The organism is Chelatococcus daeguensis (assembly GCF_001887265.1).
GTDB classification, from domain to species: domain Bacteria; phylum Pseudomonadota; class Alphaproteobacteria; order Rhizobiales; family Beijerinckiaceae; genus Chelatococcus_A; species Chelatococcus_A sambhunathii.
The window spans coordinates 2,446,529-2,471,192 of record NZ_CP018095.1 but is presented as its reverse complement, the minus strand read 5'-3'; the positions used below and the strand labels follow the sequence as shown (position 1 = coordinate 2,471,192).

28 protein-coding genes and 4 tRNA genes are annotated in these 24,664 nt (G+C 67.3%); 18 read left to right on the top strand and 14 right to left on the bottom strand.

Features of this window, described 5'->3' with window-relative positions; translation table 11 throughout:
• Positions 1 to 165 precede the first annotated feature (165 nt).
• A complete protein-coding gene (locus BOQ54_RS11755; protein ID WP_071924486.1) occupies positions 166 to 972 on the top strand; it encodes a rhomboid family intramembrane serine protease in 807 nt (268 codons plus the stop codon).
• A 132-nt stretch (positions 973 to 1,104) separates the two neighbouring features.
• Positions 1,105 to 1,536, top strand: coding sequence for a CBS domain-containing protein (locus BOQ54_RS11750; RefSeq protein ID WP_055457868.1), 432 nt, complete (start codon positions 1,105 to 1,107; stop codon positions 1,534 to 1,536).
• Between the two features lie 14 nt (positions 1,537 to 1,550).
• On the opposite strand, the gene BOQ54_RS11745 is transcribed toward BOQ54_RS11750, so the two are convergent.
• The 3 genes from BOQ54_RS11745 to folE form a co-directional block, all read right to left on the bottom strand.
• A complete protein-coding gene (locus tag BOQ54_RS11745; RefSeq protein ID WP_071923956.1) occupies positions 1,551 to 2,546 on the bottom strand; it encodes a patatin-like phospholipase family protein in 996 nt (331 codons plus the stop codon).
• 134 nt (positions 2,547 to 2,680) lie between these two features.
• Positions 2,681 to 3,106, bottom strand: coding sequence for a phosphoribosyl-AMP cyclohydrolase (gene hisI, locus BOQ54_RS11740; RefSeq protein ID WP_055457287.1), 426 nt, complete (start codon positions 3,104 to 3,106; stop codon positions 2,681 to 2,683).
• Between the two features lie 36 nt (positions 3,107 to 3,142).
• A complete protein-coding gene (gene folE / locus BOQ54_RS11735; RefSeq protein WP_071924485.1) occupies positions 3,143 to 3,739 on the bottom strand; it encodes a GTP cyclohydrolase I FolE in 597 nt (198 codons plus the stop codon).
• A gap of 251 nt (positions 3,740 to 3,990) precedes the next feature.
• On the opposite strand from folE, the gene BOQ54_RS11730 reads away from it, so the two are divergent.
• A complete protein-coding gene (locus BOQ54_RS11730) occupies positions 3,991 to 4,446 on the top strand; it encodes an iron-sulfur cluster assembly scaffold protein (RefSeq protein ID WP_063189075.1) in 456 nt (151 codons plus the stop codon).
• An 18-nt stretch (positions 4,447 to 4,464) separates the two neighbouring features.
• Here the strand turns inward: BOQ54_RS11730 and BOQ54_RS11725 are convergent, their stop codons facing one another.
• A complete protein-coding gene (locus BOQ54_RS11725) occupies positions 4,465 to 5,310 on the bottom strand; it encodes a MipA/OmpV family protein (protein WP_055457285.1) in 846 nt (281 codons plus the stop codon).
• Positions 5,311 to 5,440: 130 nt separating this feature from the next.
• Between BOQ54_RS11725 and yidD the strand changes: the two genes are divergently transcribed.
• The gene (gene yidD / locus BOQ54_RS11720) at positions 5,441 to 5,809 is read left to right on the top strand and encodes a membrane protein insertion efficiency factor YidD (RefSeq protein ID WP_071923955.1); all 369 of its coding nucleotides are present in this window, start codon (positions 5,441 to 5,443) and stop codon (positions 5,807 to 5,809) included.
• 51 nt (positions 5,810 to 5,860) lie between these two features.
• Positions 5,861 to 7,852, top strand: coding sequence for a threonine--tRNA ligase (thrS, locus tag BOQ54_RS11715; protein ID WP_071923954.1), 1,992 nt, complete (start codon positions 5,861 to 5,863; stop codon positions 7,850 to 7,852).
• A 49-nt stretch (positions 7,853 to 7,901) separates the two neighbouring features.
• On the opposite strand, the gene BOQ54_RS11710 is transcribed toward thrS, so the two are convergent.
• A complete protein-coding gene (locus tag BOQ54_RS11710) occupies positions 7,902 to 8,786 on the bottom strand; it encodes a hypothetical protein (protein ID WP_055457282.1) in 885 nt (294 codons plus the stop codon).
• A 254-nt stretch (positions 8,787 to 9,040) separates the two neighbouring features.
• Between BOQ54_RS11710 and BOQ54_RS11705 the strand changes: the two genes are divergently transcribed.
• Positions 9,041 to 9,622, top strand: coding sequence for a nitroreductase family protein (locus BOQ54_RS11705; RefSeq protein ID WP_063189072.1), 582 nt, complete (start codon positions 9,041 to 9,043; stop codon positions 9,620 to 9,622).
• Positions 9,619 to 10,227, top strand: a complete 609-nt coding sequence (locus tag BOQ54_RS11700; RefSeq protein WP_071923953.1) for a flavin reductase family protein — start codon at positions 9,619 to 9,621, stop codon at positions 10,225 to 10,227. The genes BOQ54_RS11705 and BOQ54_RS11700 overlap by 4 nt, the downstream gene beginning before the upstream one ends.
• 81 nt (positions 10,228 to 10,308) lie before the next feature.
• On the opposite strand, the gene BOQ54_RS11695 is transcribed toward BOQ54_RS11700, so the two are convergent.
• Positions 10,309 to 11,199 carry an HpcH/HpaI aldolase/citrate lyase family protein gene (locus BOQ54_RS11695; protein WP_055457866.1) on the bottom strand — a complete coding sequence of 297 codons (891 nt, stop codon included), beginning with the start codon at positions 11,197 to 11,199 and terminating at the stop codon, positions 10,309 to 10,311.
• A gap of 5 nt (positions 11,200 to 11,204) precedes the next feature.
• Positions 11,205 to 11,696 (bottom strand): MaoC family dehydratase, encoded by a 492-nt coding sequence (locus BOQ54_RS11690; RefSeq protein WP_055457279.1) that lies wholly within the window; start codon positions 11,694 to 11,696, stop codon positions 11,205 to 11,207.
• 188 nt (positions 11,697 to 11,884) lie between these two features.
• Here BOQ54_RS11690 and BOQ54_RS11685 point away from each other — a divergent pair, with 188 nt between their 5' ends.
• Positions 11,885 to 13,108 carry a DUF2336 domain-containing protein gene (locus BOQ54_RS11685; protein ID WP_055457278.1) on the top strand — a complete coding sequence of 408 codons (1,224 nt, stop codon included), beginning with the start codon at positions 11,885 to 11,887 and terminating at the stop codon, positions 13,106 to 13,108.
• A 5-nt stretch (positions 13,109 to 13,113) separates the two neighbouring features.
• Here the strand turns inward: BOQ54_RS11685 and BOQ54_RS11680 are convergent, their stop codons facing one another.
• Together BOQ54_RS11680 and BOQ54_RS11675 are read right to left on the bottom strand one after the other, a co-directional pair.
• Entirely contained in the window at positions 13,114 to 13,887 is a 774-nt protein-coding gene (locus tag BOQ54_RS11680) for an NAD kinase (protein WP_055457277.1), read from the bottom strand.
• Positions 13,888 to 14,040: 153 nt separating this feature from the next.
• Positions 14,041 to 15,015, bottom strand: coding sequence for an MBL fold metallo-hydrolase (locus BOQ54_RS11675; RefSeq protein ID WP_071923952.1), 975 nt, complete (start codon positions 15,013 to 15,015; stop codon positions 14,041 to 14,043).
• Between the two features lie 274 nt (positions 15,016 to 15,289).
• Here BOQ54_RS11675 and BOQ54_RS11670 point away from each other — a divergent pair, with 274 nt between their 5' ends.
• Positions 15,290 to 15,601, top strand: coding sequence for a hypothetical protein (locus tag BOQ54_RS11670; protein WP_071924484.1), 312 nt, complete (start codon positions 15,290 to 15,292; stop codon positions 15,599 to 15,601).
• A 91-nt stretch (positions 15,602 to 15,692) separates the two neighbouring features.
• On the opposite strand, the gene infA is transcribed toward BOQ54_RS11670, so the two are convergent.
• The 3 genes from infA to BOQ54_RS11655 all read right to left on the bottom strand — a co-directional run bounded on the left by infA (position 15,693) and on the right by BOQ54_RS11655 (position 17,319).
• Complete coding sequence (gene infA, locus BOQ54_RS11665) at positions 15,693 to 15,971, bottom strand: translation initiation factor IF-1 (RefSeq protein ID WP_055457274.1); 279 nt, start codon at positions 15,969 to 15,971, stop codon at positions 15,693 to 15,695.
• A gap of 686 nt (positions 15,972 to 16,657) precedes the next feature.
• On the bottom strand, positions 16,658 to 16,915 hold the full coding sequence (locus BOQ54_RS11660; protein WP_055457273.1) for a glycine zipper domain-containing protein: 258 nt from the start codon (positions 16,913 to 16,915) through the stop codon (positions 16,658 to 16,660).
• Between the two features lie 197 nt (positions 16,916 to 17,112).
• Positions 17,113 to 17,319 (bottom strand): hypothetical protein, encoded by a 207-nt coding sequence (locus BOQ54_RS11655; RefSeq protein ID WP_055457272.1) that lies wholly within the window; start codon positions 17,317 to 17,319, stop codon positions 17,113 to 17,115.
• Positions 17,320 to 17,433: 114 nt separating this feature from the next.
• On the opposite strand from BOQ54_RS11655, the gene BOQ54_RS11650 reads away from it, so the two are divergent.
• The 3 genes from BOQ54_RS11650 to BOQ54_RS11640 all read left to right on the top strand — a co-directional run bounded on the left by BOQ54_RS11650 (position 17,434) and on the right by BOQ54_RS11640 (position 18,568).
• Positions 17,434 to 17,509, top strand: a tRNA-Thr gene (locus BOQ54_RS11650).
• Positions 17,510 to 17,692: 183 nt separating this feature from the next.
• Positions 17,693 to 17,995, top strand: a complete 303-nt coding sequence (locus BOQ54_RS11645) for a hypothetical protein (RefSeq protein ID WP_082464640.1) — start codon at positions 17,693 to 17,695, stop codon at positions 17,993 to 17,995.
• A gap of 213 nt (positions 17,996 to 18,208) precedes the next feature.
• Positions 18,209 to 18,568 (top strand): hypothetical protein, encoded by a 360-nt coding sequence (locus BOQ54_RS11640; RefSeq protein ID WP_083585964.1) that lies wholly within the window; start codon positions 18,209 to 18,211, stop codon positions 18,566 to 18,568.
• Between the two features lie 84 nt (positions 18,569 to 18,652).
• Here BOQ54_RS11640 and BOQ54_RS11635 read toward each other — a convergent pair whose 3' ends face one another.
• Positions 18,653 to 20,326: an MFS transporter gene (locus tag BOQ54_RS11635; RefSeq protein ID WP_186438059.1), complete on the bottom strand. Its 1,674-nt coding sequence runs from the start codon at positions 20,324 to 20,326 to the stop codon at positions 18,653 to 18,655.
• Positions 20,327 to 20,648: 322 nt separating this feature from the next.
• On the bottom strand, positions 20,649 to 21,515 hold the full coding sequence (locus tag BOQ54_RS11630) for a TrmH family RNA methyltransferase (protein WP_082464639.1): 867 nt from the start codon (positions 21,513 to 21,515) through the stop codon (positions 20,649 to 20,651).
• Between the two features lie 195 nt (positions 21,516 to 21,710).
• Here BOQ54_RS11630 and BOQ54_RS11625 point away from each other — a divergent pair.
• The 6 genes from BOQ54_RS11625 to nusG all read left to right on the top strand — a co-directional run bounded on the left by BOQ54_RS11625 (position 21,711) and on the right by nusG (position 24,508).
• Positions 21,711 to 21,795, top strand: a tRNA-Tyr gene (locus tag BOQ54_RS11625).
• A gap of 19 nt (positions 21,796 to 21,814) precedes the next feature.
• A tRNA-Gly gene (locus tag BOQ54_RS11620) sits at positions 21,815 to 21,888 on the top strand.
• 237 nt (positions 21,889 to 22,125) lie between these two features.
• Positions 22,126 to 23,316 carry an elongation factor Tu gene (gene tuf, locus BOQ54_RS11615; protein ID WP_063187829.1) on the top strand — a complete coding sequence of 397 codons (1,191 nt, stop codon included), beginning with the start codon at positions 22,126 to 22,128 and terminating at the stop codon, positions 23,314 to 23,316.
• Between the two features lie 208 nt (positions 23,317 to 23,524).
• Positions 23,525 to 23,601, top strand: a tRNA-Trp gene (locus BOQ54_RS11610).
• Positions 23,602 to 23,764: 163 nt separating this feature from the next.
• Complete coding sequence (secE, locus tag BOQ54_RS11605; RefSeq protein ID WP_019400034.1) at positions 23,765 to 23,962, top strand: preprotein translocase subunit SecE; 198 nt, start codon at positions 23,765 to 23,767, stop codon at positions 23,960 to 23,962.
• Between the two features lie 12 nt (positions 23,963 to 23,974).
• Positions 23,975 to 24,508 carry a transcription termination/antitermination protein NusG gene (gene nusG / locus BOQ54_RS11600; protein WP_055461093.1) on the top strand — a complete coding sequence of 178 codons (534 nt, stop codon included), beginning with the start codon at positions 23,975 to 23,977 and terminating at the stop codon, positions 24,506 to 24,508.
• Positions 24,509 to 24,664: the final 156 nt, after the last annotated feature.

Here is a 24,664-nt window from a genome sequence, read left to right as displayed (position 1 = left end):
AGGATGGCACCGGGGGAGAGGCGAAAAGCCTCTCCCCCCTTGGCGCTCGCGTGGGCCCTCTGCGCGCCATGGCGGATTGACGCGGCGGGCAAACTGTTGCCTGTTGCCGCGGCGGCGGCCGCGGCGGGCGTCGTGGCCACCTTCGACGCTTGCCTTTCGGAGCCCATGTCGCACCAGCCTTCCTCCGGCCCCTCGCGCGAGCCGATGTTCAACGCCCCGGCGGTCGTCGTCGGGTCGATCGCCGTCATCGTCGCCATCCATATCCTGCGTTCCGTCATCGGCGAGGAGACGGATTTCCGCATTCTCGTGGACTTCGGCTTCATCCCGGCACGGCTCGTCGTCGGCCTCGGCTTCGAGAGCCTCGATGCCATCGTGGCCCGGGCGGCGGCGATGCCCGAGGGCGGCTACTGGCAGATGTTCGCACGCCTCGTCCTCGGCGATGGTGCCGCGCCGTGGGCCCTCGTCACCTATGCACTGCTCCATGGCTCGTGGGCGCATCTCGGGGCCAATTCCCTATGGCTGCTCGCCTTCGGCAGCGCCGTTGCGCGGCGCTTCGGCGCGGTGCGCTTCCTCGTCCTGTGCCTTGTCTGCGCCATTGCAGGGGCGCTGGCCCATCTCGCGAGCCGGCCGTTCGACGTCGTGCCGATGATCGGCGCCTCGGGTGCCATCTCGGGCGTGATGGCGGCGGCCGCGCGTTTCGTTTTCCGGCCGGACTGGGGCCACATGTTCGGCATCGACCTCAGCGCCCACCGCATGCCGGCCGAGAGCCTCGGCCAGCTCATGCGCAACCGCCGGGCCCTTGCTTTCATCGGCATCTGGTTCGTCGTCAATCTCGCCTTCGGCGTCGCCGCCCTGCCGCTCGGTCTGGCCGAGGGCGGCATCGCCTGGGAGGCGCATATCGGCGGCTTCGTCGCGGGCCTGCTGCTCTTTCCGCTCTTCGACCACGCTCATTCGCGCGAGCGCGCGGACTGAGCCGCGGTATCCCCCGGCCGCCTTGCGCTCGCCGAGGAGTGCCACCACTATGGCTCAAGTGGGTGAATCGCAGGCGTTGGGTGCCGTTGCGATCGCACGGGACCAGCGCCTCGATCTGGCATGGAGGAGCTGATGACCGTTGCCCAGATCCTGGCGGCCAAGGGCCGCAGCGTCGTGACCATTTCTCCGAACAAGACGCTCATGGAGGCAGCCCAGCTTCTCGCCGAGCGGCGCATCGGCGCCGTCGTCGTGGTGGACGAGGGCGGCAAGGTTCTCGGCATCCTCTCCGAGCGTGACATCGTCCGCGAGATCGCCAAGGCGGGAATTGACGCGCTGAAGGAAGCGGTGAGCCGGCACATGACCGAGAAGGTCGTGACCTGTACGAGCGCCTCGGCGATCACGGACATCATGGGGATCATGACCGAGGGCAAGTTCCGACACCTGCCGGTGGTGGAGGACGGCAAGCTGACGGGCCTCGTTTCCATCGGCGACGTGGTCAAGTATCGGGTGGCGGAGATCGAGGCCGAGCACAAGGCCATGCGCGAGTATATCGCCATGGCCTAGCAGGGCACGGGCCGTCAGCCCCGCTCGGCCAGCGGGACCTCCAGCATCTCGCGCAACTCGGCGAGGGCGCGCTCGGTGGCTTCCATGCCGAGCGCGATGGCTTCGTCGGCTCGATGGAAGTCGAACAGCCCCATGCGGCCGAGGCGTGGCGACACCATGACGTCCGGCGGGTCTCCGGCGAGGCGCGAGCGGGCGATGCGGTCCTGCGTGATGTTGAAGGCATCGACCATCACGGCACCGATGCCGGGTGCACCGTCGGAGCGCCGGCCGAACTGGCGCATGCGCATGGCGGCTCCACGGACGGGTGCGAAGAGGCCGCGGCTTGTCTGTGCCTCCTCCTCGTTGAGGTCTTCATCCGTGCCGTGCGCAGGAATGACGGCGCCGCGGCCGCGCGTGTCGCTGCCGTTGAGATTGACGCAGAGCACGATCTCCGCCCCGAGCGCCCGGGCCGCCGTCACCGGGATCGGATTGACAAGGGCGCCGTCCATCAGCCAGCGGCCGCCGAGGCGCACGGCATCGAAGATGCCGGGCAGAGCATAGGAGGCGCGCAGGGCCTCGGTGATGGAGCCGCGCGTCAGCCAGATCTCGTGGCCGCTGCCGAGCTCGGTGGCGATGGCGACGAAGCGGGGCGTAAGGGCCTCGATGCGAATGTCGCCGAGGTGGTGCGACAGCATGCGCCTGAGGCGCTGACCGGCAATGAGGCCGGAGCCGTTGAGGTGAAAATCCATCAGTCCCATCACGCGCCGCTTGGTCAGCGAGCGTGCGAAATCCTCGAGCTCGTCCAGCTTGCCGCAGGCAAAGCAGCCGCCGACCACGGCGCCGATGGACGTGCCGGCGATGACGTGCGGGACGAGGCCCTCACGCGCCAGGACGCGCATCACGCCGATGTGCGCCCAGCCGCGTGCCGCGCCGCCTCCGAGAGCGATGCCGAAAGGGCGCTGCGTCCGCGGCACGGCCAGGTTGGGCTCAACGGCCACGGCCGCCGTCAGCGATGCGAGGTCTTCGAACATCCGGTCGCCCTCCGCAGGAGCACAATGCAGCCTGGCAGGATGAAGTTGCCGTGGAATGAATGAAAGAGGCTTATGTCGTCCTTGTGTCGCCCTGGGCGCCTTCGGCTTTGGTCGCCCGGGCGCCTCGTTCCGTGTCACGCCGCGTCGTCGAAGACGAGGCGTCCGCGGCCGTCCGGCTCGGTGATGACGCGCCGGTAGAAGCAGGAGCGGCGCCCGGTGTGGCAGCAACCGCCGTCGCCGCCGACCTCGACCTTGAGGACGATGGCGTCCTGGTCGCAATCGACGCGCATTTCGACAACTGTCTGTATCTGGCCCGAGGTGTCGCCCTTGTGCCAGAGGCTGGCACGCGAGCGGGACCAGTACCAGGCTTCTCCGGTCTCGACGGTACGGGCGAGGGCCTCGGCATTCATGTGGGCGACCATGAGCACCTCGCCGGTTGCCGCGTCGGTCGTGACGCAGGTCAGGAGCCCGTTCGCGTCGAAGGCCGGCATCAGCCGGTCGCCCTCCTCGACGTCCGCCTTGCTGCCGCGCGCGGCGATGAAGTCACAGCGTTCGCACATGTCCTGTCTCTTGGTTCGAAGTCCCGGCCCGAGGCATCATCCTGCCGTCCGGTCGCGGCCGCAGCGCAGCAGCGTGAAGAAGCGCACCTGCTCGGCCGGATCGTCGCGGAAGACGCCGCCGAAGCGGGTGGTCACGGTCAGCGAGCCCTGTTTCTGCACGCCGCGCATGGACATGCACATGTGCTCGGCCTCGATCATCACCGCCGTGCCGCGCGGGGAAAGGTGCGTCTCGATGGTATCGGCGATCTGGGTCGTCAGCGTCTCCTGCGTCTGTAGGCGCCTGGCATAGGCATCGACCAAGCGGGCGAATTTCGACAGGCCGACGACACCGCCCGCGGGGTAATAGGCGATGTGCGCGCGGCCGACGAAGGGAACCATGTGGTGCTCGCAGTGGGAATGGAAGGGAATGTCCCGTACGAGGACCATCTCCTCGTAGCCGCCCACATCCGTGAAGGTGCTGCCGAGCAGATCGGCCGGGTTCTCGCGATAGCCGGCGTAGACCTCCTCGAAGGTGCGAACGACGCGCTCGGGCGTCCCGACGAGGCCCTCCCGATCCGGATCGTCGCCGGCCCAGCGGATGAGCGTGCGCACGGCGGCCTCCGCCTCGGCGCGGCTCGGGAGCGGTGCCGCCATCTTGTTGCAGTCGCTCCCGGCGGCGCCCGTGTTCGACGATTTCGCGGCAGTCTTCATCCGGCCTCTCCCGATCGGCAACGGGCCCCCGGACCCGAAATGCATCCCTTGCCGCGCATCGGCTGCACGTCGTCGCCGGCACCTGCCGCACTCCGCGCCGGCTTATGGTCGGCGGCGCGCTTTTGCATCCATGCTGCGGGCCTTATATAGGGGACCGGCACGGATGGAACCAAATCCGTCAGGTTGGAGCGGGTATGCTCTCGGATATCTACAACAGGCGCATTCTGGAACTGGCGGCGGACATTCCACGGCTCGGGCGGCTTGCCGCGCCGCACGGCAGCGCCACTGCCCATTCCAAGCTCTGCGGGTCGACGGTGACCGTCGACGTGATGCTGGACGGCGGGCGCGTCAGCGACTTCGCCCACGACGTGAAGGCCTGCGCCCTCGGCCAGGCGTCGTCATCCATCATGGCGCGCAACGTCATCGGGGCGGATGCGGCGGAATTGCGTGAATTGCGCGAGACGATGCGGCGCATGCTCAAGGACAACGGCCCGCCGCCGGGCGGGCGCTGGGCGGAACTTGCCGTGCTCGAGCCGGTGCGCGATTACAAGGCCCGGCACGCCTCGACGCTGCTGACCTTCGACGCGGTTGTCGAGGCGGTCGACAAGGCTCTTGCGGCAAAGGCCGAAGCGCCAGCGGCCGAGGCCTGAGCTGCCGGCGTGGCTAACTTACCAAGTGGTCTTGAAGGAATAGGCTGCCGTGACGCCGACGCTGAACTGGTTGCGCGAGCCGAAGGAACGCACCACCGGGCTCTTGCCCGCGTCGCCTGTCAGGTAGTCATAGCGACCGAAGACGGTGGTGTTCCACTCGTCGCTCCAGTCGTAGGACACCGCCGCGGCGGCACCGATGGAGCGCATGCCGCCGTCGGCCTTGAAAGGCCAGACCCGGCCGTTGAGCGCGGCCTCGTAGGGTGTCACGCTATAATACTTGTCCATGTAGTCGCCGTCAGCGAGGACGACGCGCGGGCCGCCGGAGATGGTGAGGCGATCGATCCGCTGTACCCAGTCGAGACCGACGCCGCCGACGAAGCCACTGCCGTTGAGGCCGTGGCGGATCTCGAAGCGGGCGCGCAGCTGCTCGGTCGGCCACAGTTCGATGAAGACGCCAGGCTCGATGGTCCAGTTGATCTTCGACAGGCCGAAGAGGCGCCGGTCGTCCTCGTAGTAGCGGCCGCCCCGATAGGCGGCGACGACGCCAAAGCTGACGAGCGGGTTGCCGTAGAAGGTGAGGCTCACCCCATCGTCCGGGGCCGCGAAGCGCTTGGGCTCCGTGGCGCGGCGGATGGTGAAGGACGGGAAGGCGACGAAGCTTGACTTGTCCGATCCCTCGTATTTGGGCGTTATCTGGGCATTACCCTTGATCGTGAGGATCCAGTCGTTGGGACCGACCGGTTCGCCGGCGAAGGTCGTCTCATAGGGACGGGACGACTGCGCGAGGGCGGTGGACGACAATGCGAATGCGCCGAGGGCCGAAGCGGCCAGAGTGGCGGCAAGAGCGACGCGGCTGCCAGACAATGTGCTACTCCTGAATGAATGCCGGCACTCTGGCGCAGCGCAGTTAACGTTTCGTGGCAAAAACGACGCGAAACGTAGCGCCTGCTCCAAGCGTAGCCATATGGAAGGCGATTCCCCAGCGGCAAGAAACATGAATCCCGGTCAGTGGATAGCGCATCTTCTCATTCGTGGCTACCAGCTCACGCTGTCGGCCTTCGTCGGGCGCCAGTGCCGGCACTGGCCGAGCTGCTCGGCCTATACGGACGAGGCGATCCAGGCGCATGGCCTGTGGGCCGGCGGGTGGATGGGGTTTGCCCGGATCTGCCGTTGCACGCCGCTCGGCACGAGCGGCATCGATCCCGTGCCGGAGGCGTTGCCGCCGGCAAGCGCCTGGTATAAGCCGTGGACCTATGGGCGCTGGCGCGGCGTCAACGCGCCGCCGGCCTTCGCCTGCGAGGCCGTCGAACCGGGCGGCGACGGTGCCTCGCCCGCGCAAGGAGCGCCGTCCGGACAACCCTGAGATGAAAACGCTTACCTGCCGTCGTTTGCAGGAGTGAGCGGGAGACTGTTGATGATCACGCTGACCTTTCCCGATGGCGCCGCGCGCCAGTTCCCCGAAGGCATTTCCGGGCGCGAGGTCGCCGAAGGCATCGCGAAGTCGCTTGCCAAGCGCACCGTGGCCATGGCGCTTGACGGCAACCTCGCCGACCTTGCGGACCCGATCACGCGCGATGCCAGGATCGAGTTCGTCTCGCGCGACGATCCGCGCGCGCTGGAACTCATCCGGCACGACTGCGCCCATGTGCTGGCCGAGGCGGTGCAGACGCTCTTTCCCGGTACCCAGGTCACCATCGGCCCGGTCATCGAGAATGGTTTCTACTACGACTTCTATCGCGAGAAGCCCTTCACGCCCGAGGATTTCCCGGTGATCGAGGCCAAGATGCGCGAGATCATCGCCCGCGACGCTGCCTTCACCAAGGAGGAGTGGTCCCGCGAGCAGGCGCGCTCGCATTTCGAGATGAAGGGCGAAGCCTTCAAGGTCGAACTGGTCGATACCATCCCTCCGGGCGAGACGCTGAAGATCTACCGGCAGGGCGAGTGGCTGGATCTCTGCCGCGGGCCGCACATGACGAGCGTCGGCAAGGTCGGCACTGCCTTCAAGCTGATGAAGGTGGCCGGTGCCTACTGGCGCGGCGATTCCAACAATCCGATGTTGACCCGCATCTACGGTACCGCCTGGGCCACCCAAGAGGACCTCGACGCCTATCTCAGGCAGCTCGAGGAAGCCGAAAAGCGCGACCATCGCCGCCTCGGGCGGGAGATGGACCTGTTCCACTTCCAGGAGGAGGGGCCGGGCACCGTCTTCTGGCATCCCAAGGGCTGGACGCTGTTCCAGAACCTCATCAGCTACATGCGTCGGCGCCTCGCCGCCGACTATGAGGAGGTGAATGCGCCTCAACTCCTCGACAAGTCGCTGTGGGAGATCTCCGGCCACTGGGGCTGGTATCGCGAGAACATGTTCGCGGCGACCTCGGCTGGCGACGAGACCGAGGACGAGCGCGTCTTCGCCATCAAGCCCATGAACTGCCCGGGCCACGTGCAGATTTTCAAGCACGGGCTGAAGTCCTACCGCGATCTGCCGCTGCGGCTTGCCGAATTCGGCGCCGTGCACCGCTACGAACCTTCGGGCGCCCTGCACGGGCTGATGCGTGTGCGCGCCTTCACGCAGGACGACGCGCATGTCTTCTGCACGGAGGATCAGCTTGCGGAGGAATGCCTGAAGATCAACGATCTCATTCTGTCGACCTATGCCGACTTCGGCTTCGACGAGATCGTCGTCAAGCTCTCCACCCGGCCGGAGAAGCGCGTCGGCTCAGACGCCCTGTGGGACCACGCCGAAGCGGTGATGGGCAAGGTGCTCGAACAGATTGCCGCGCGGTCGGGCAATCGCATCAGGACGAGCATCAACCCGGGCGAGGGGGCCTTCTACGGGCCGAAGTTCGAGTATGTGCTGCGGGACGCCATCGGCCGCGACTGGCAATGCGGCACGACGCAGGTGGATTTCAACCTGCCGGAGCGCTTTGGCGCCTTCTATGTCGATCAGGACGGTCAGAAGAAGACGCCTGTGATGGTGCACCGCGCCATCTGCGGCTCGATGGAGCGTTTCGCCGGCATCCTCATCGAGCATTTCGCCGGGCATTTCCCGCTATGGCTCGCGCCCCAGCAACTGATGGTCTGCACCATCACCTCGGAGGCGGACGATTATGCCGTCGAGGTGCTGAAGGCGGCGAAGAAGGCCGGCCTGCGCGGCGATGTCGACCTGCGCAACGAGAAGATCACCTACAAGGTGCGCGAGCACTCGCTCGCCAAGGTGCCGGTGCTCCTCGTCGTCGGCAAGAAGGAGGCGGCGGAGCGCACGGTCTCCATTCGCCGGCTCGGCTCGCAGCAGCAGGTATCGATGACGCTCGATGAGGCGCTCGCCTCGCTGGTGGACGAGGCGGTGCCGCCGGACCTCCGCCGCGAGCGCGCCGAGACGCCGGCGCTCAAGCAGGCCGTGGCCTGAGAAGCCATTCCCTCTCCCCCGCGCGGGGAGAGGGAATCCATGCTCTCCCCTACCGCGCCACCACCTCGATGTCGCGGTCCTGCCCGCTTTCGACGGTGAATTCGCGCGTGTAGACCTGGCCCTCGTGGCGGGCGATGACGACGTATTCGCCTTCCGCCAGGACGAAGGAGGGGAAGGCGCCGATCTCTTCGCGGATGACGTCCCCGCCCGGGGTCAGCACGCTGAAGGCGGTGCCGGCGAAGGCTTCGCCGCCCGCAGCGCGGACCAGCTTCAGCGTCACCGTGGCGGCGCGATGATTGAGCGTGGCGTCGGTGAGCTTGCCGTTCTCGACCTTGAGGTCAGCCCGCATGAGGGCATTGGAATCGCCATAGCTGGAGACAACGTGGTAGGTCCCCTCCGGCAGGCGCACGACCGAGCCCGAGCGCGCCTTCTCGACGACGAGGCGGCCTTCGTCGTTGTTGCCGACGGGCACGAAGACGGAAAAGGTCATCTTCTCGGGCGGGATGGGGTTCGTGCCGATGGCGCCGCGGATGCGCAGGCCGCCGGCCGCGATGGTCAGCCGCTCGACGGTGTCGCGCGTGAGGGAGACGCGGCGCGTGGCGCTGGCGAAGCCATAGGCCGCGTGGATGCGGTAGTCGCCCTTGGGCAGGGTGACGGAGGGCGACGCGTCCTGCGACTTGACCATGATCTTGAAGTCCTCGCCGTCCGGCGCATCGGCATAGACGCGCCAGACGAGCCCTTCTCCGATGGGCTTGGTCTCGCCGGAGAAGACGGCGCTCAGATAGAGGGTCGCGGTGCCTTGCGTGTCCTGGAGCTGCGGCGGCGGCGCGTTCTGCAGCCGCGGGGGCATCTGCGCAAGAGCGCCGGCTGCCAGCAAAGGCAGGCAGAACGCCGTCAGGGCAAGTGCGCTCCAGCGATTGAAGACCTTGATCACGTTGCTGGTTTTCCGTTCGTGCCGGGAGCCGGAGAGATCTTTCCATAAGCGCCCCGGCGAGCAGTTGCCACCCAATTGTGAATGGAAGGTGGCATCGTGCGGCGGCACGGCCTCGCGCGGGGGGCATTGCCGCGCGGGCGGCCATGCGCGCGACGGCGTTGACGCAGGGCGGCGGAGTCGCGATGACAACGGCGGGCACGAGGCGCCGAAACGACGCTTTTTTTCAAGCAGTTCCAGTCTGGAGCGAAGAGCCGATGTCGAATGAAACGATCGCACTCCTCAGCGCGCGCCGCTCCGTGGCCGCACGCCAGATGCAGGCCCCGGCGCCAAGCGATGAGGAGCTCAATACGCTCCTGACCCTCGCCGCGCGGGTGCCCGACCACGGCAAGCTTGTCCCCTGGCGTTTCATTGTCTTCTCGGGCGAAGCCCGCGTGAAGGCCGGGGAGATCATCGCGGCCGCCTTCGCCGCCGACAATCCGGAGGCGGACGAGAAGCGCCTCGCCGCCGAGCGCGAGCGCCTGACGGGTGCTCCGCTCGTCGTCGCGGTCGTCTCGCGGGCGACGCCGCATCCGAAGATCCCGGAGTGGGAACAGGTGCTGTCAGCCGGCGCGGTGTGCATGAACCTCGTCGTCGCCGCGAATGCGATGGGCTTCGCCACGAGTTGGATCACCGAGTGGTACGCCTATGACCGGCGCGTGCTCGAGGCGTTCGGCCTTGCCGCCAACGAGCGTATCGCCGGCTTCGTCCACATCGGCACGGCCAGCGAGACGCCGCCGGACCGGCCGCGGCCGGAGCTGTCCGCCATCGTCACCCGTTTCGATGAGCAGGGCCGATGATCTACGACGCCGTCGCCCGTGACCACGGGCTGCCGCACGATCCCTTCAAGGCTCTCGTCGCGCCGCGGCCGATCGGCTGGATCTCGTCCCTCAACGAGCGGGGCGAGGTCAATCTCGCGCCCTACAGCTTCTTCAACGCCTTCTCGACCTACCCGGCCATCGTCGGCTTTTCGAGCGAGGGACAGAAGGATTCCGTCGCCTTCATCGCTGAGACGGGCGAGTTCGTCTGCAACATTGCGACCTATCCGTTGCGCGACGCGATGAATGCGACCTCGGCGCCGCTGCCGCGCGGCGTCAGCGAGTTCGAGGCGGCTGGGCTCGTGCCGGAGCCTTCGCGCTTCGTCAAGCCGCCGCGGGTGCGCGGCATCGCGGCGGCGCTCGAATGCAGGCGCCTGCAGATCATCCGGCTCGAGGACATGGACGGACGCGCGCTCGACCGGTGGCTCGTCCTTGGCCAGGTGGTCGGTATCTATATCGACGACCGCTACCTCAGGGACGGGCTCGTCGACACCGCCGCCATGCAGCCCATTGCCCGGCTCGGCTATCATGACTACAGCGTCGTGGACGAGGTGTTCTCCCTGGTGCGGCCGAAGGGTGGGGAGTAAGAGGGGCGGGTCCGTCGTGCAAATGCTCCCTCTCCCTGCGTGCGGGGAGAGGGATACGTCGCGCCCGGCCGATCCGGCGACCTATGAGGTGCGACCTTCAATCCTCGTCGGCGCACGCGCGAGCACGCGCTCGGCGCGCTTCAGGTGCGGACGGTCGACCATCTCGCCACCGACGGCGAGCACACCGGCCTGCGGATTGGCGGCGAAGGCCTCCACGATGGCGCGGGCTTCGGCCATTGCCTCGGGCGTCGGCGTGAAGGCGGCATTGATGACTGGCACCTGCGCCGGGTGGATCGCCATCTTGGCGACGAAGCCGTCGCGCCGGGCCGCCTCGCATTCGGCGGAGAGCCCGTCGAGATCGCGGAAATTGGTGAAGACGGCGTCGACCGCATCGACGCCCGCTGCCGCGGCGCCCATGAGGGTCAGCGAACGGGCGAGGCGATAGGGCTCGGCATACCGGCCGTCCGGCAGGCGGTTCGTCTCGGCTCCGATGTCGGCTGAGAGATCCTCGCCGCCCCAGGCGAGGCCCGTGAGGCGATGGCTCGCGCCGGCATAGGTGCCGAGCGCGAAGACGCCGCGGGCCGTCTCAGTGCCAATGGCGAGGATGCGGGTCCTGCCGTCGCCGAGGCCGAATTCGGCCTCGCGCACCGCGATCTTGGCGCCGAGATGCGACACGTCGGGGCCGCCGGCGGCCTTCGGCAGCACGATGCCATCGGGTCCCGCCGCCATGACGGCGTCGAGATCATCTTCGCTCAGGCCGCTGTCGAGCGCGTTGATGCGCACGTAGAGCAGGGGCCGCGCCGGCTGGTTGCCGACATCGCGCAGGAAGTCGGCGGTGACGCGCCGAGCGGTTTCCTTCTCCGACAGCGCGACGGAATCCTCGAGGTCGAGAATCAGGGCGTCCGCCCCGGCCGTCAGTCCCTTGTCCAGCTTCCTGCGGCTGTCGCCGGGGACGAAGAGCAGCGAGCGCATGGTCGTCACACCACGGGGCGCTTGCGCATGAAGGCCTGCCGCCGACATTCGGCGACGAGCGTGCCATCCTGCTTGTAGGCGCGGTGCAGGAAGTCGACGATGCCGGCGTCGGGGCGCGAACGCGAAATGCGCACGGCAACCACCTCCGTCGTCACATTGATGGTGTCGCCCTCGAAGAGCGGCGCGGGAAAGCGCACATCCGTCATGCCGAGATTGGCGATGGTGGTGCCGACGGTGGTGTCGTTCACCGAAATGCCGATCATCAGGCCGAGGGTGAACAGCGAGTTCATCAGCGGCCGGCCCCATTCGGTCTCGGTGGCGCAGAAATGCGCGTCGATGTGCAGAGGCTGGGGATTGAGCGTCATGTTCGAGAACAGCATGTTGTCCATCTGCGTCACGGTTCGCGTGAGGCGATGGCGGATGAGCTGGCCGACGCTGAAGTCTTCGAAGTAGAGCCCGCCGCGCGGATGCGGACTACCGTTTGCCTGGGCCGTCATGGAGCAGAGGTCCCCTCCGATTACCGTGTTCAGACTTCGTTTACCATAACCGCCTCATGCTGCGAGGCGAGCCATATCGCACTCTCCCCCGTTCCTGTGACCCGGGGAAACCGCGATATGCACATATGGCTTGGTGGGCGTGCGGACCGGAGGGGCTCCGGCCGCATCCGCCGGTTGGGATCGGGGCAATGATCATCCGCCGCTTTCTGCACTGGGTTCGCTCCGCCGCGGCAAGCGAGCGGGCGCGAGGGGCGGGGGCGCTCGCTCGTGCCTATGTTGCGGCCCGGCTCTCGCCTGAGGAGCGGCGGGAGGCGGAGGCGGCGCTGCTCAGCCTCCTTGATGACACGTCCGCAGCCGTCCGGCGCGCCGTGGCGCGTGAACTCGGCTCCGAACTCGACATCCCGCGCCATCTCGTGCTGGCGCTCGCGCGTGATCAGAGCGACGTCGCGGCCCTCGTCCTCGCCCGCTCGCCGCTGCTGATGGCCTCCGACCTCGTCGATTGTGTCGAGGCGGGAGATGCCCTCGCGCAGACCGCCGTCGCGGTTCGCCCGGGGTTGCCGCTTGCGGTCGCCTCGGCGCTCGTCGCGGTCGGCGCGCCGGATGCGCTCGTGGCACTTGCGGAGAATCACGGCGCGCCCCTGCCCGAGTTCCTGATGCACCGCATGCTCGATCGACATGCGAAGTTGCCGGCCCTGCGCGAGGCTTTGCTGGCGCGGCCCGGCCTGCCGGCCGCCGTGCGCCAGCGGATCGCCGTGGCCGTTGCCGAGCAGTTGACGGCCTTCGTCGCCCGCCGGCGCTGGCTCGGCATGGAGCGCGCGGAAGGCGCCGCGCGCGAATCGGGCGAACGGACGGTGCTGACCATCGCCGCGACGGCGCCGGACGATCCCTCCGTCGCGGCGCTCGTGCGGCAACTGCGGCAGGAGGGTCGGCTGACGCCGCGACTGCTGCTGCGCGGACTCCTCAGCGGCGAGGAACGGCTGTTCGCCGGTGCGTTGGCGGAACTCGCCGAGGTGCCGCCGGGACGGGTCGCGGCGCTCGCCGGAGACGAGCGCGGACGGGGGCGCGAGGCCCTGCTGGAACGGGCCGGTATTCCCGTTGCCCTGCGGCCGGCCTTTCTCGTCGCCTGGTCCGCCTGCCGGGCGTACTCCGGCCACCGGTGGGAAGAAGGTGGTCCCGTCGGCCTGTTCCGTCCGATTCTGGAGCGTGTGATCGCCGCCTGCGCCTCGCGCGGCGATGCCGACGGGGATGCCTTGACGGCGCTGCTGCGGCGCTTCGAGGCCGAGATTGCGCGGGAGGAGGCGCGGGGCACGGCGGCGCGCCTTGCGGAGAGCGCAGCGCTCGGCGCGCTGATCGAGGCGGACCGCGCCGTCATCGAGGGACAGCGCTCCGTTTCGCGGCCCATTGCTGCCTGAGGCAGTCAATAGCCGAATTGCTCACGTAGGATGCGCTCGTCCAGGCTGTGGCCGGGATCGTGCAGCATGACGAGGTCCACGCTGCGGTCCATGGCGATATCGACCCGCGTCACAGAGCGAAACTCCGTATGGTCGGCCACGGCGCTGACCGGGCGCTTGTCGGCTTCGAGCACGTCGACGCGCACGCGCGCGTGGTCTGGCAGCAGGGCGCCGCGCCAGCGCCGCGGGCGGAAAGCGGAAATCGGCGTCAGCGCCAGGAGCGGTGCGTTGAGCGGCAGGATCGGCCCGTTGGCGGAGAGGTTATAGGCCGTCGAGCCGGCGGGGGTTGCGACAAGCAGGCCATCGGCGGTCAGTTCCTCGAGCCGCACGAGGCCGTCGACGGAGACGCGCAGCTTCGCCGCCTGATAGGTCTGGCGCAGCATGGAGACCTCGTTGATGGCCCGTGCCTGGTGCGGCATGCCGGCTGCGTCGTGCGCGATCATCAGCAGGGGATGCACCACGCTGCGCTCGGCCTCCTCCAACCGGTCCACGAGGTCGTTCTCATGGAACTCGTTCATCAGGAAGCCGACGGAGCCGCGGTTCATACCGTAGATCGGCTTGCCGGTGCCCATGAAGCGGTGCAGCGTCTGCAGCATCAGGCCGTCACCGCCGAGGGCGACGATCACGTCGGCTTCGTCCGGCGGGTGGGTGCCGTAGCGGGCGACGAGACTGGCTGCGGCCTTCTGCGCCTCGGGCGCGTCACTTGCGACGATGGCGATCTTACCGAAACGGCGGGCCATGGGCGCCTCTGTCCTCGCAGGCCGAAACAGCGCAGGCGGGCGCCCGGCGCATCCATCGGCGGGGAGGAGACCCATAGCCGCAATGGGGGCATCCCGTCCAGCAAGGATGCCGGACGGGCCGCGGCGCGAGGAATGCCGCGCCGGTCCGCATGTTCAGATGATGGGGCTCCAGGCCACGGGCACGAAGGCGAAGCCGTCGCCATCGCGGGCGATATGGCCGGTCGCCGGGAAAGGAGCGTGGTAGAAAGCCACCTGCATCTTCTCGCTTGCCACCATGTCGAGCAGGCGCTTGCGCGTCTCGCGCGCCATGTCGCCGTCCATGTCGAAGATGGCTTGCCACTCGGGATTGCGAACGAAGAGGGCTGGGTGGTTGGTGGTGTCGCTCATCACCATGAGGCGTCCGTCGCCGGCGGCGACGGCAAAGGCCGTATGGCCCGGCGTATGGCCATAGGCGGCGACGGCCGTCACGTTGGGCACCACTTCGCTGTCGGCCTTGAAACGCTTCACGTCGCCCGCGATGGGGCCGAAGACGCGGCGCACGTTCTGGAAGGCGCCCTTCATACCATCGGGTGCCGCGGCCATCCTGGCATCGTCCATCCAGAAGGCCCATTCGGCCTCTGGCACCAGCACCTCCGCGCCCGGGAAGACGGCCGTGCCGTCCTTGAGTCTCAGCCCGTTGATGTGATCACCGTGGAAATGGCTGATGACCACGGTTTCGACGGCGGCGGGATCAAAGCCGGCGGCGCGGAAGTTCGTCATCCACAGGCCGCTTGTCGGCGCACCCGAATCGCCGTTGCCCGTGTCGATCAGCGTCAGCTTGCCGCCACGGTCGATGACGAGGGTGGTGAACGGGATGGTGAGGCTGTCGCGCGGCAGGAAGGCGGCATCGAGCGCGCCGTGGACATCATCGATCTGCGCGTTGCGGATGAATCCGTCGAGCGGCCGGCGGGCAACCCCGTCGTTGACCGCCGTGATCATCAGGTCGCCCACCCTGTAGCGATAGAAGCCTGGCGCCTGTCGGTCAGGCTCGACCGGCGCGGCGGCGGGAAGCGTCTGGGCGGAGGCAGGAACGGCCATGGCGCTGCCGGCCGCGGCGGCCGAAACGAGTAGACTGCGACGATCCAGCATGGCTGCCTGCTCCTCCCAGTGTCGATGAAATTCCTGCCGGCGGCCTCCCGGCCGGGAGGATGCTTCACGAGCCCGTCCGGCCCAGCCGTTCCGGCACCCTCGATATGGTCCACAGCCTGCGCCGAGGGTCGATCCGCCTTCCCGTCACAAGTGTGTGACCCCGGGTTGTGCGGCGGGGGAATGCCGCGTCACTGGCGCGAGCGGCTTGGCGACATCATATTCTCGCCCGGTGGGCGTGATGTGTTCGCGGCCAGACGTCAAGAAGGATCAGATCATGCAGGGGTACGACCCCCGTTTTGGCCCGCAGATGCGCATTGTGCGCCTGTCCCGCTGGCAGCTTTGGCTTGCAGCCGCCGTGGGGCTGGCGCTCGTCGTCACGCTCGCCATCGTCGCGGCCGGCGTCTTCCTCGTCGTGCTGCCGGTCGTCGTCGTTGCGGGGCTCGGCTATCACCTGTGGATGAAGTGGCGCGGGCAACGCCCCGGGGGGCGCGCCGGCGACATGGTCATCGATGCCGAATATTCGATTGTACGCCGCGAGGATGAGCGGCACATCGACGCGCGCGGTGCGCCCGAGGACCGTCGATAGCAGGAGCCGTGCCGGCCGCGCCATGTCAGGCCGTCAGGCCAGTCGGGATATCAGGCCCTCAGGCTGGTAGGAGCCGACCGCCCTCGGCTTCTCAGCGGCGCCGCGGCGGAGGGCCACGCCGGGCGGCACCGGGACCGGGCGCGCCGCCGTCGGTTTTGTGACGGAAGGTGATGCGGCCCTTGTCCATGTCATAGGGCGTCATTTCCACGGTCACACGGTCACCAGCGAGGGTGCGGATGCGGTGACGCTTCATGCGGCCTGCGATGTAGGCCAGGATTTCGTGGTCATTCTCGAGGACGACGCGAAACTTGCCGTCGGGCAGCACGTCGACAACGGTGCCTTCAAACTCGATGGTATCTTCTTTCGACAACAGCTCTTCCTTTCAGAACGCGGACGATCCGCTTCCCTGCCGCAGCAGCCAAGGCGCCCCGACGAGGCCGGAGATGCGATCCGGCGCCGGCCGCAAGGCTCGTGACGAGGCTCATGGCGAGGCTCATGGCACGCCTCGCCCGATGAACCGATCACCCGCCGTTCGGCGCGCCTTTGAACAGGCCTCTGGACTGTGCGGCATGCCAATAGCGGCGCCACCGTTGCGGTCAGGGAAACACGACCGAGGCATGCGTGTGCCTTCCGCAGGCACGAGGCTGGCCGGAACGGCGCCACCGGCGCGCTCATAGCACACTTTATGCCATCAGCGCCAACAAAAGCGATGTGATCGGCGCCAGCCCGTCATCAGGCCGCGCTACAGGAAGAGCCAAGCAAGGACAGCGAGTGTCAGGCTGGCGAGCAGGATGACAAGAACCGGCCGTCCGAGCCGCCCCTGCCTTGCTTCGCGCGGGGTGAGTTGCGGTTCATCGGCCATCGCTCGCCTCCGTCGCTCCGATAAAATGACTCCCGTCAGACGCCATCGCCCGCCAAGGCGCGATGGCCTGCGATGTTCTCCCCCGGCGCCGCCCGGCCCTAGCGCCGCGGCAGCGACCGTTTTGAAACGACTGTCGCCCGCAATGCCTCATGCCTGCGGGCGACGGTCATGGGCCCACGATCGGGCCGGATGGCTCAATAGCACTCGCGATAACGGCGGCCACGATAGTAGTAATATTCACACTGCTGGCCGGTGGCGGCACCGACCATGGCACCGCCGGCCGCGCCGATGGCGCCACCCACGACGGCGCCGCCGGCCGTTCCGGTCGCGGCTCCGCCAACGGCGGCGCCGGCCGCACCGCCGATCAGCGCGCCGCCAACGGCCCGCTCCTCAGGAGTGTTGCACGCAGCAAGGGTGAGGGCCACAGCGGCGCAGACAAGATATTTCGTCATGTGGTCATCCTTTCGGATTCGTCTTCCTGGTGCTTTATGGAAAAGCATCTCGTCGCGCAGTCGCCATGAGTGCTTCCGCCATGAGTGCTTCCGCAAGGCAAAACGCATCATCTGCGTGTTGGTTCCCGGCCACCGTCGTTTCGGTCGCAGGCTCGTCTGCGGCGCACGCTGCCAGAACGCGCCAGGGTGCCGGTTGTTCATCGTCGGCCGTCACGATAGAGGCGAATGAGCTTCTTGCCGCGGTCGCTGATAACGATGCGCGACGGCCGCTCGACGGCCAGGCCGAGCTCGAGGAGCAGATGCCGCATGAGTGGCGGGATGAGATCCGCCTCCGGCGCGCCGCGGTTGAGGCGCTGCAGGGCTTCCCACTCCTCCTCCGACAGGTCCGACCGATCGACAGCCATAGCTTTTCCGGGCTTCCGTCCTCGTTGGCGCGGCCTGCTGCCCTCCGGCAGTCCCGGCAGCATTGCCTCTTGCGGCCGCGGGCGAAGCCTGTTAGCCGAAATGCATGGGCCGGCGCCGGTTTAGCTCAGTTGGTAGAGCAACCGCCTTGTAAGCGGTAGGTCGTCAGTTCGAGTCTGACAACCGGCACCATCTTGCTGCCCCGGTCGGGGCGCCGCTTTTCCACCTCAACCGTGCCCTGGAGCCCCTGACCTGGCGCGGCAGCGCCTCGTGTGACGGCGCACGGCGCCGCGGTGGGTGCGGGCGCATCGTTTCATCACATCCGATATCCGCAATCCCTCTGGGATGCGGCGGGTGCTACCGGAGGATGGAACGATGAACCGCATGAGCCCGAAGATCCTTGCTATCCCGCTCGCCTGCGCCACTCTCGGCGCGAGCTTCATCGCCACGACCGGCGAGGCCGAGGCCCGGTGGCGCGGCCGGCACTACGGCGGTGCCGTGGCCGCGGGCGTCATCGGCGGGCTTGCCATCGGTGCGCTCGCCGCTTCGGCGGCGCGGCCGGCCTATGGCTATCCGGGCCCCGTCTATGTGGCTGACCCCTACTGCTACAAGGTCCGGGAACGCGTGTTCGTGCCCGGGTACGGCTGGACTACACGGCGTATGACCGTTTGCGACTGATTGCGACTGAGGCCGCGTCTCGCTGCGATCCGCCAGTGCGAAGGCCGGCGAATATCCCGCGCCGGCCTGTGCGCTTGTCCGCAAATTGCCGCAGTGCGGGTGACGAATAGGGAACAGGGATGGTTCATCGGGCGTTCAGCCACAGGAGACTAGCATCCCCACGATGACGCTGCAGGGGGAGTGCGGAGCGCTCCCCGGTTTGGGAGAAGAACCATGATGTTCCCGCTCAAGGCTCGAAAGGTCGCCGCAATCGGCCTTGCCGGCTTGACCCTCGCCGGGGCCTTCGCCGCGACCACCGGAGAGGCCGAGGCACGCTGGCGCCGCGGCGGCATTGCCGGGGCGGCTGTGGCCGCCGGTATCATCGGCGGCCTCGCCGTCGGCGCGCTGGCCGCTTCGGCGGCGCGGCCCGCCTACGGCTATCCCGCGCCCGTCTACGACTACGGCCCGCCGCCCTATGCCTACGGACCCGGGCCGGCCTACTACGATTACGAGCCGGAATGCTTCGTGAAGACCCGCCGCGTGTGGGTGGACGGCTGGGGCTGGCGCGTTCGTCGCGTCACGGTCTGCGATTGATCCGCCGTCCGCTTCGCCAGCGAAAAGGCCCCGCCGGGAGACCGGCGGGGCCTTTCGTTTCGGAGCCATCAGGCTCTGGCTGTGTCAGCCTTCGTACTTGAAGATGTCGCGGTCCTTCGTCTCGGGCACGAAGAGCAGGCCGACGACGAAGGTCATGAGGGCGACCACGATCGGGTACCAGAGGCCGTAGTAGATGTCGCCCGTCGCGGCCACCATGGCGAAGGCGGTGGTGGGCAGGAAGCCGCCGAACCAGCCGTTGCCGATGTGATAGGGCAGCGACATGCCCGAGTAGCGGATGCGCGTCGGGAAGAGCTCGACGAGCTGGGCGGCGATGGGGCCATACACCATCGTCACGAAGAGGACGAGCAGCGTCAGGATGGCGACGATGGCGACCGTGTTCATCTTCGCCGGATCGGCCTTGGCCGGATAGCCCGCTGCGCGGATGACCTCCGTCATCTTGGTGTTGAAGGCCGCGCTCTGCTCCTTGAAGGCAGCGGCATCGAGCGTCAGGCCGTCGAAGGAGGCGATGACCTGGTCGCCGACCTTGACCTGCGCCACCGTACCCGCCGGGGCCGCCTCGTTCGCATAGTTCACCGAGTTGCGGGCAAGGAAGCTCTTGGCGATGTCACACGAGGAGCGGAACTGTGCCGTGCCGACCGGGTTGAACTGGAACGAACATTCCGACGGGTCCGCGATGACCGTTACCGGGGCATTGGCCTGCGCCGCCGCGAGATCGGGATTGGCGAACTTCGTCAGGCCGTTGAACAGCGGGAAATAGGCGATGGCCGCGATGAGGCAGCCGCCGAGGATGATCGGCTTGCGGCCGACCTTGTCCGACAGCCAGCCGAAGAAGATGAAGAATGGCGTGCCGATGGCGAGCGAGATGGCGATGAGAATGTTCGCCGTGGCGGCATCGACCTTCAGCGTCTGCGTGAGGAAGAACAGGGCATAGAACTGGCCCGTGTACCAGACGACCGCCTGGCCCGACGTGCTGCCGAAAAGGGCGAGCAGGCCGACCTTGGCGTTCTTCCAGGTACCGAAGGCTTCCGTCAGCGGTGCCTTGGACTGGGTGCCTTCCTCCTTCATCTGCTTGAAGGCGGGCGACTCCTGCAGCTGCAGCCGGATCCAGATCGAGATGCCGAGCAGCACGATGGAGATCAGGAACGGAATGCGCCAGCCCCAGGCCGCGAAGGCTTCCTCACCGAGATAGGTGCGGGTGCCGAGGATGACGATGAGCGACAGGAAGAGGCCGAGCGTCGCCGTCGTCTGAATGAAGCTGGTATAGTAGCCGCGCCGGCCTTGGGGTGCGTGTTCTGCGACGTATGTCGCCGCGCCGCCGTATTCGCCGCCGAGCGCCAGCCCCTGCACGAGGCGCAGGATGATGAGGATGACGGGCGCGAGGATGCCCCACGTTGCATAGGTGGGCAGGATGCCGACGATGAAGGTCGACAGGCCCATCAGCACGATAGTGACAAGGAAGGTATACTTGCGGCCGACGAGGTCGCCGAGGCGGCCGAAGACGAGCGCGCCGAAGGGCCGGACAGCAAAGCCGGCTGCGAAGGCCATCAACGCGAAGATGAAGCCGGCGGTCGGATTGACGCCCGAGAAGAACTGGGCGGCGATGATCGCCGACAGCGAGCCGTAAAGATAGAAATCGTACCACTCGAATACGGTGCCGAGCGAGGAAGCGAAGATGACCTTCTTCTCCTCCCGGGACATCGGCCGGGCCTTGACACCCGTCGCCGTTGCGTTTGCCATGCTCATGGCCGAGGCTCCTTGGAATGTTCCATGACCTGCAGCCGGCCGAGGCGACGAGCGAACGCCGCGCGGCAGCCGGACCTCCGGCCCTCTGCCGCGCGGTCTTGCGATCGACGAGACGATCGGTGGATCTGACGCCCACGGCCGCCCGACAACGGGCTGTTTCCCTCATTCGGCGGGGGCGGGGCCCCGCGCCGCTTCCGCAACTGCTCGCAGCCCGGAAGGTGAGGGAAAGCTTAAGAGCCGCGCTCTACGCTGTCGCTCGACAATTGGTCGTCATTCCAAAGTCTTAAGTGCGCCGCAATAGTGCGTCGCAGCATGTTCAGCCGGCGGTGCGGCTCGCCGCATAGAGGGCGATAGCAGCGGCGTTCGAGACGTTCAGACTCTTGATGGCGCCCGGCATGTCGAGGCGGGCAAGATCGCTGCAGCGCTCGCGCGTCAGCTGGCGCAGCCCCTTGCCCTCAGCGCCGAGGACAAGGCCGAGCGGGCGGGTGAGGGGGATGTCGCCGAGCGGCGTCGGCCCGGCCGAATCGAGGCCGACGAGCTGGAAGCCACGCTCGCGCAGAGCGAGCATGGCCTCGGCGAGATTGCGCACCACGATGAAGGGGACGTGCTCGAGTCCGCCCGAGGCGGACTTGGCGAGCACGCCCGTCGCAGCCGGGCTGTGGCGGGCGGTGGTGACGATGGCCGCAACGGAGAAGGCGGCCGCCGTGCGGACGATGGCGCCGACGTTGTGCGGATCCGTGATCTGGTCGAGCACGAGGACGAGCGCATCCGCCGGCAGCGAATCGATGGCCGGGGACGGGAGCGGGTCAGCCTCGAGCAACAGGCCCTGGTGGACGGCGTCGGGCTCGAGCAGCCGGTCGATCTCACCGGGCCGGACGATCTCGGGCGCGATCGGCAGGTGCCCGAATCGCTCGAGTAGGCGCTTGTAGGCATTCTCGGTGGCCATCAACCGGCGCGGTCGGCGCCGTGGATTGGCGAGGGCCTCGACCACGGGATGCCAGCCGTAGAGAACCGCGACGTCGATGGCGCCCGGGGGGGTGGGGCGGCGCGGGCCGCCCTTGCCGTTTGCCGGCTTTCCGGCCTTGCCGAAACGCGGGCCGCGCCCATGCCGGGCCAGCGCCTGCGCGTTGCGGGGCAGCTTTCTGGTCGTCTGTCCGGCCGGCGGGGCCTTGTCGCTCGTCATGGGTCCAGTGTCCGGAATTGGCTGAGCCTCCTGTGGCACGAGTGAGCCGTGGATGCCAGTTGGTTTTGTGTTGACACCGGGGATCGGCCTCACCATAAGAGGCCCCGCGCTGTCGGCGTCGTCGCGTTCCGAAGATTTTCGTGAAGCATGCGGCGGCTCGGCGCGTCGCCCGGCGGTGCTTCCGAGGATTGAGTCGGAGGGGTGCCCGAGTGGTTAAAGGGGACGGACTGTAAATCCGTTGGCTACGCCTACGTTGGTTCGAATCCAACCCCCTCCACCATTCCCGAAGCAGCCAGTGCGCGGGTGTAGCTCAATGGTAGAGCAGCAGCCTTCCAAGCTGATGACGAGGGTTCGATTCCCTTCACCCGCTCCACCGCCTTCCGCATCGTTTCGCTCAGATTTCTTCTGCGGTCGAAGCCGGCGGCCGGCGCGCTGGCGGGGACTCGACAATCCCGTCCGGCTCGGGCTAAAGGCTCGCCTCCATGATCCTCGGCGCCCGGTGGGGAAAATTCTCGGGCCCGAGGTAAATTCGCTCTTGAAGTATGGGGCGAAGGGTCTTAATCGACCGCAACCCAAAAGCCACACGTGCAGAGGCGTCTAGGATCCTACGATGGCGAAGGAAAAGTTTGAGCGCACGAAGCCGCACTGCAACATCGGGACGATTGGTCACGTTGACCATGGCAAGACGTCTCTGACGGCGGCGATCACGAAGGTTCTTGCGGAGAAGGGCGGAGCGTCGTTCACGGCGTACGACCAGATCGACAAGGCGCCTGAGGAGAAGGCGCGCGGGATCACGATCTCGACGTCGCATGTCGAGTACGAGACGGACAAGCGGCACTATGCGCACGTGGACTGCCCGGGCCACGCGGACTACGTGAAGAACATGATCACGGGCGCGGCGCAGATGGACGGCGCGATTCTTGTGGTTTCGTCGGCTGACGGGCCGATGCCGCAGACGCGCGAGCACATCCTGCTGGCGCGTCAGGTTGGCGTGCCGGCGCTTGTGGTGTTCATGAACAAGGTCGACATGGTGGACGACCCCGAGCTTCTTGATCTTGTGGAGCTTGAGGTGCGCGAGCTTCTGTCGAAGTACGACTTCCCCGGGGATGACATCCCGATCATCAAGGGCTCGGCGCTGTGCGCGCTGGAGGACCGCAATCCGGAGATCGGGCGGGACGCTGTTCTGAAGCTGATGGATGCGGTTGACGCGTACATCCCGCAGCCGGAGCGTCCGAAGGACCAGCCGTTCCTGATGCCGGTTGAGGACGTGTTCTCGATTTCGGGCCGCGGGACGGTGGTGACGGGGCGTGTGGAGCGCGGCGTGATCAAGGTCGGCGAGGAAGTCGAGATTGTTGGGTTGCGTCCGACGCAGAAGACGACGGTGACGGGCGTTGAGATGTTCCGCAAGCTGCTCGATCAGGGCGAGGCGGGGGACAACATCGGGGCGCTGCTGCGCGGGACGAAGCGCGAGGACGTGGAGCGCGGCCAGGTTCTGTGCAAGCCGGGCTCGGTGAAGCCGCACACGAAGTTCAAGGCCGAGGCGTACATCCTGACGAAGGAAGAGGGTGGCCGTCACACGCCGTTCTTCAACAACTACCGCCCGCAGTTTTACTTCCGCACGACGGACGTGACGGGGATGGTGAAGCTGCCCGAGGGCACTGAGATGGTGATGCCGGGCGACAACGTGGCGATGGAGGTCGAGCTGATCGTCCCGATCGCCATGGAGGAGAAGCTGCGCTTCGCCATCCGCGAGGGTGGCCGCACGGTTGGCGCCGGCGTCGTCGCCTCCATCATCGAGTAAGCAAGGCACAAGGCCGCGCGCCGCACCACGCGGCGCCGGTCTTCTCCGGGGAGCCTTCCCGACGTGATTTTCACCGCCTCGCGAAGCGGCTTTGCTGAGCGGCGGCGATGGGATATAGGAGGCGGCGGTCGCGTCGTCCCCACCTCATCGGGCGGATTTCACCCGATGAGGCAAAGCCGGTGGGCGACGTCGATCCGCCGGTTCCGCTAGGAGTGTAGCTCAACTGGTTAGAGCACCGGTCTCCAAAACCGGGGGTTGGGGGTTCGAGTCCCTCCACTCCTGCCAGCGGATCTTTCGAGTGGCTCTTGTCCCAGTGTCAAGAAGGCTGCTTGTGCCGGGAGCGATTGACGGCGTGTGACCGCAACGGCACGCGCCGCGTCGTGATTCGAGGCGGTCGCGCACGCTGTTGCGACGAGAGGCGGGGGCGAAGCCCGCGGACGTGAGGACGATGGCAAAGACGAACCCGTTCGAATTCCTGCAGCAGGTCCGCAACGAGGCGGCCAAGGTCACTTGGCCGACGCGCAAGGAGACCATGGTCACGACCGCCATGGTCTTTGTCATGGTGATCATTGCCGCGCTGTTCTTCCTCGCTGCCGACCAGATCATCCGCTTCGGCGTCGGCCTGATCCTCGGTGTCGGACGCTGAGGGGAGAAAGTCATGAGCTATCGCTGGTACATCGTCCACGCCTATTCAAACTTTGAGAACAAGGTGGCGCAGTCGCTGCGCGACCAGGCGCAGCAGCGTGGGCTCGAAGACAAGTTCGAGGAGATCCTCGTCCCGACCGAGAAGGTCGTCGAGGTGCGCCGCGGCCGCAAGATCGACACCGAGCGCAAGTTCTTTCCCGGCTATGTGCTGGTGAAGTGCGACCTCACGGACGAGGTCTATCACCTCATCAAGAACACGCCGAAGGTCACGGGCTTTCTCGGCGCCGACAAGTCGAAGCCGCTGCCGATCCCGGACCATGAGGCCGAGCGCATCAAGGGCCAGGTCGCCGAGGGTGTCGAGCGGCCTAAGTCGTCGGTTCACTTCGAGGTGGGCGAGCAGGTGCGTGTCGCCGACGGCCCCTTCGCGTCGTTCAGCGGCGTGGTGGAAGAGGTGGACGAGGGCCGCGCCCGGCTCAAGGTGGCGGTGTCCATCTTCGGCCGTGCGACGCCGGTCGAGCTCGAATACGGGCAGGTCGAGAAGGTCTGAACGACGGATCGCGTTCCGCCACCGTCATGGCCGGGCTCGTCCCGGCCATCTGCGTTTTTGGCATTACAGGATTTTCCCGGGCGTGGATGCCCGCGACAAGCGCGGGCACGACGACTTGTGGAACCGGTCGCCCAGCCCTTCGCCGCCTCGTCATCC